6 protein-coding genes are annotated in these 4600 nt (G+C 35.4%); 4 read left to right on the top strand and 2 right to left on the bottom strand.

All coding sequences use genetic code 11. The features are described from left to right. Positions 1-734, top strand: a 734-nt coding sequence (locus TS1_RS11945) for a carbohydrate ABC transporter permease (protein WP_068710702.1), incomplete at its 5' end; no start/stop codon positions are given. Positions 735-830: 96 nt separating this feature from the next. Here the strand turns inward: TS1_RS11945 and TS1_RS11940 are convergent. Continuing rightward, positions 831-1313: an EF0163 family protein gene (locus TS1_RS11940; protein WP_068710701.1), complete on the bottom strand. Its 483-nt coding sequence runs from the start codon at positions 1311-1313 to the stop codon at positions 831-833. A 178-nt stretch (positions 1314-1491) separates the two neighbouring features. On the opposite strand from TS1_RS11940, the gene TS1_RS11935 reads away from it, so the two are divergent. Beyond that, positions 1492-2907 carry a class II fumarate hydratase gene (locus tag TS1_RS11935; protein WP_068710700.1) on the top strand — a complete coding sequence of 472 codons (1416 nt, stop codon included), beginning with the start codon at positions 1492-1494 and terminating at the stop codon, positions 2905-2907. Between the two features lie 253 nt (positions 2908-3160). Next, positions 3161-3394 carry a hypothetical protein gene (locus TS1_RS11930; protein WP_157061679.1) on the top strand — a complete coding sequence of 78 codons (234 nt, stop codon included), beginning with the start codon at positions 3161-3163 and terminating at the stop codon, positions 3392-3394. An 83-nt stretch (positions 3395-3477) separates the two neighbouring features. Here TS1_RS11930 and TS1_RS11925 read toward each other — a convergent pair whose 3' ends face one another. Next, on the bottom strand, positions 3478-3969 hold the full coding sequence (locus TS1_RS11925) for a DoxX family membrane protein (RefSeq protein ID WP_068710698.1): 492 nt from the start codon (positions 3967-3969) through the stop codon (positions 3478-3480). Between the two features lie 355 nt (positions 3970-4324). Between TS1_RS11925 and TS1_RS11920 the strand changes: the two genes are divergently transcribed. Beyond that, on the top strand, positions 4325-4600 hold a 276-nt coding region (locus tag TS1_RS11920; RefSeq protein ID WP_456119716.1), incomplete at its 3' end, for a GntT/GntP/DsdX family permease.

The following is a 4600-nucleotide window of genomic DNA, read 5'->3' as shown; positions in this document are numbered from 1 at the left end:
TTAATTCATTTAAGACGCAATCTGAAATACTTTCAAATGTGGTCGGTTTTCCCGAACAAATTACTTTTGATAATTATCCAAATGCATTTAGCGCTATGAACTATGCTACAGGTTTTGGTAATTCTTTAGTTATCACTGTATTAAGTGTAGTATTAACAGTCATTTTCAGCGCGATGGCAGCTTACGTTTTACATCGTCGTGCGTCAAAATTTAGTACGTTTATTTATTACTTTTGCGGAGTAACGATGTTAATTCCCTTTCAAGCGATTATGATCCCTTTAGTCAATTTATTTTCGCAAATTGATTTATTGAATCGTACGGGATTAATCATTATGAATATTGGTTTTTCGGTGAGTTTGTCTGTCTATCTTTATTATGGAACGATGCGCAGTATATCAACCGAACTGGATGATGCCGCCAGAGTAGATGGGGCAAATCGCGTAGACATTTTCTTGAAAGTCATTTTACCTATGTTAAAACCAACAACAGTGACTATTGTGATTTTAAATGGAATGAAGATATGGAATGATTACTTACTACCGTCACTTGTTGTTAATCAAGAAGGGATGCGCACTTTACCCCTTGAACTCTACTCATTTTTCGGAGAATTTACTACGCAGTGGGAGCTAGCACTAACTGGTCTGATCCTTGCGATTCTGCCAGTGATTATTCTCTTTATTTTTTTACAAAGGTACTTCATTGAAGGCATTGGAGAAGGCGCAACGAAAATATAAAAAGCCAAGCAAGGGAAAAACCACCTACTATTTTGATTAAAATATTCTAGAATATAATCAAGCGGTGCAACCATTTAAAAAGTTGTACCACTTGATTTATTTTTTATAGCTAGATTCCAAGTGGTTAATCTTAGGAGAAGGATCGCTTGTTAATTCAACTTCTAAAATAACCTCTTTTGTTTTTCCTTGAGTGGTTTTTTCGCCCAGCAAAATATATTTTTGTGGATGCTCAATATCTTGGGTAATGGACGTTATTTCCCCGGTGCTTTCTTTTTCTTTTGTTTCCGGTTGGTTATTTTCAATAGCCTCTTCGGTCATGTATTTTTCTAACTTCTGATTTCTCTCAGTTGTATTAGAAAAGTTTAGCCAATCATCACCAAAATCTGCTAAAAGAGTTGCTACTTCATCAGCTTGCCCATTCGAACTAGACGTTGTTGTATTGGTAACTTCATTTGCAGTTTCAGTAGTTTCTTCTAGAAAAAAATCATCGTTTCGTTGGCTTAGGTTTAGTAGATATAAAACGCTGACAATAAAAAGAATAATTCCTGCTAACCATAATAAAATATACTGCTTTTTCATGCTTACCCACTCCTACAACATGTTAATTTTATTATAACAATTCTTTTTTGTTTAAAGCAACGCTTTCTTTTACTTAGATTTGCTCTACAAAGGTTTAAAACAAAAGCTGACTATAGTTTGTATAATAGATAAGAGACATGCTAATATAAAAATACAGTATTATATCATAAATGAAAGAATGAAGACGATGAAAAATGAACAAGAAGAAGTCAGAGTAGAAACAGATTCGATTGGAACTGTTGAAATTCCAGCACAAGCATGGTGGGGTCCTCAAACTGAACGCAGCCGCCACAATTTTTCTACAGGTGAAAAAATGCCGCTTATAATCATTAAAGCGCTTTTGCAGATTAAAAAAGCAGCTGCTCAGTCAAATGCTGAATTAGGCGAATTAAATAAAGACAAAGCAAAAGCGATAGTGAGGGCTATTGATAAGCTAAACGCTTTGTCTGACGAAAAATTATATCGCCATTTTCCTTTAACTGTTTATCAAACAGGGTCTGGTACACACACGAATATGAACGTCAACGAAGTTATTGCTCACTTAGCTAATAAGCAGCAAAGACAAACCGTTTTACCCAATGATGATGTGAATAAAGGGCAGAGCTCAAACGATATTTTTCCTACAGCGATGAATATTACAGCATCACAAGCTATTTTACAGCTGAAAACAGCCTGTAAAAAGATGGAACAGGTTTTGGAAGAAAAAAAGCAGGAATATGGTAATATTGTCAAAATTGGACGTACTCATTTGCAAGATGCTACGCCGATAACTTTTGCTCAAGAGTTGTCTGGTTACCAAAGTATGCTTACTCACGATTTACAGTTCATTGAAGAGATGGAGCCGAGCCTACATGAATTAGCTATTGGAGCAACAGCGGTTGGAACAGGAGTCAATGCCCATCCCAAATTGGCAAAAAAGATAGCCGAAAAATTGTCTATCATTTATCAGATCTCTTTTACATCGGATATGAACAAGTTTTACGGTTTAACTTCACATTCACAATTAAATGCTATGCATGGTGCTTTAAAAGCCTTGGCTAGTGACTTGATGAAAATTGCAAACGATCTACGTTTCTTAGCTTCAGGGCCGCGGGCTGGCTATGCTGAACTGTCTATACCGGCAAACGAACCGGGATCATCTATTATGCCGGGAAAAGTAAATCCTACTCAGGCAGAAGCGCTGACGATGGCAGCTACTCGTGTGATGGGGAATGATACCACCATTACAATTGCTGCCAGTCAGGGAAATTTTGAAATGAATGTATACAAACCTGTATTGATTGCGAGTTTTTTAGAATCTGCTGAATTACTTTCAGGAACGATTCATTCATTTACTGAAAAATGCTTACGGGGTTTACAGGCAAATGAAGAACAAATGAAGAAATTCGTTGAAGAGTCTTTAATGTTAGTGACGGCACTCAGTCCTCATATCGGTTATGAAGAAAGTGCGAAGATTGCTCAAAAAGCTGAAAGAGAAAAGACGAGTTTAAAACAAGCAGCAATTGCTTCAGGAAAAGTGAGTGCGGAGCAGTTTGATACTTGGGTAGATCCTCTAGCAATGACAAATAACCACAAAAAGAATAATGAACGGTAGGTTGAATTTTATAAAAGCAAACGATAACAAGGGAGTATTTTAGTAATAAAAAAAGAGATTTAGTTAAAGGGAAGTTAAAAATTATCCTTAATAGTTGCATTTTTGCAACTTTTTATGTTAGTTTCAGAGAAGGTTACAATTGGTTGCTTTTTAAATTGATGGCAGTCTGATTTTTCAGCAGAGATAGAATTTTTTCTGTTGGAATCCTCATTATTAGAAAAGAAAGAAGAGTGGCTTTATGATGACAACAAGTATGGGTATAATATCAATGCTTTCACCGGTATTGACTTATGTAGCACTAGCAGCAGGAATATATGCTATTATTCGTTTGGCTGTAAGACATGCAATTAACGATACAAAGGAAAAAACAACGGTAAAGACAAAAGCTGCAGCTTTCTTTACAGGTGCTTGGTTCTGGTTGATCGTTGCTGTCGTGGTATTTATTATATCGATGGCTATGTCAATACTTCCTTATATGGGTATGTAGATTAAAAAGTTAAACGTATAAGAAGCTGAAGGGTGTGTAAAACACATCCTTCAGCTTCTTTTTTTTATAAAAACTCTTTACGGTCAACTTCCCTTTAAAAAAGGAATTTTCTTTCTTAAGAAAGGAACAACCCAAAAGTCAAGTCCGATTTTGCCTGCATTAAAACCAGCTACTAAAATGAAAAACTGGATGAGAATAAATAACGGGTTAATAGAGACAGTTCCTGCTAATAAATAACTAAAATTCATAAGTAAGCCAAAAAAAGCAGCAGCAGTTGTCAATGTACCAAATATTAAGCCTAAACCGACCAGTAATTCACCCCAAGGGACGATAAAGTCAAATAAATCAATATTAGCAAGTACAAACCGATCTAAAAATTCTGTATACCATGGATAAGCATTACTTCCTGTGTCATCCAATACAGGATTTTCAACGGCTCCTTGGAGCATGTCTTGAGCACTAAAAGTTCCTGTGATCTTTGTCCAACCTGAAAGAGCCCACTTAAAGCCTAAATAAAGGCGTAACACTGCGATAATAAACATCGCAAATTTGGATGTCCGTAACCATTTTACCATAAACGTTTCTCCTCTCATTTTTAAGGGTGTAGTTTACATCCAACAATAACTGCCGACTTGGCAACAAAATGGGGGAAGTAAATATATGTTATCATACCCTTTTTTAGTGTTTACTGTCAAATAGTAAGTAAGTTAACAGTAAAAAGGATCGTTTACTTGTCTTTTCTTTTGAGTAAATATTTTTGATCGGGCTTTTCTTTGCATAATGGATAATTTCTACTAAAATAAAAGAGAAAGATAAAAATATATCATTGCGTTAGCTACCACGTGTGAAAATAAGTGGCCTTTTTCTTTTGATATTTAAGGGGGCTTGTAAAACTACGTTTTTCTAAAATATTAAATCGGAGGAAGGAAAATGAAATTATTTATTGTTGCATTAGGTGTAGCTTTTTTGATTTTTCTTATCGTTAAAGCGAAGTTGAATACATTTATTTCTTTAATTGTTACGGCCTTTTTAGTGGGCTTAGCTTTAAATATTCCATTAGGTCAATTACCTGAAATCATCACCAGCGGTATGGGGGACCAACTTGGCGATTTAGCGATTATTTTTGGGATGGGTTCGATGATTGGTAAGTTAGTATCTGATTCTGGTGGAGGTTATCGTATTGCCAATACATTAATTGATAAATTT

Source organism: Tetragenococcus solitarius NBRC 100494, assembly GCF_001544195.1.
Taxonomy (GTDB): Bacteria; Bacillota; Bacilli; order Lactobacillales; family Enterococcaceae; genus Tetragenococcus; species Tetragenococcus solitarius.
The sequence above is the reverse complement of the archived record's forward strand: the minus strand, read 5'-3'. Positions and strand labels throughout refer to the sequence as shown.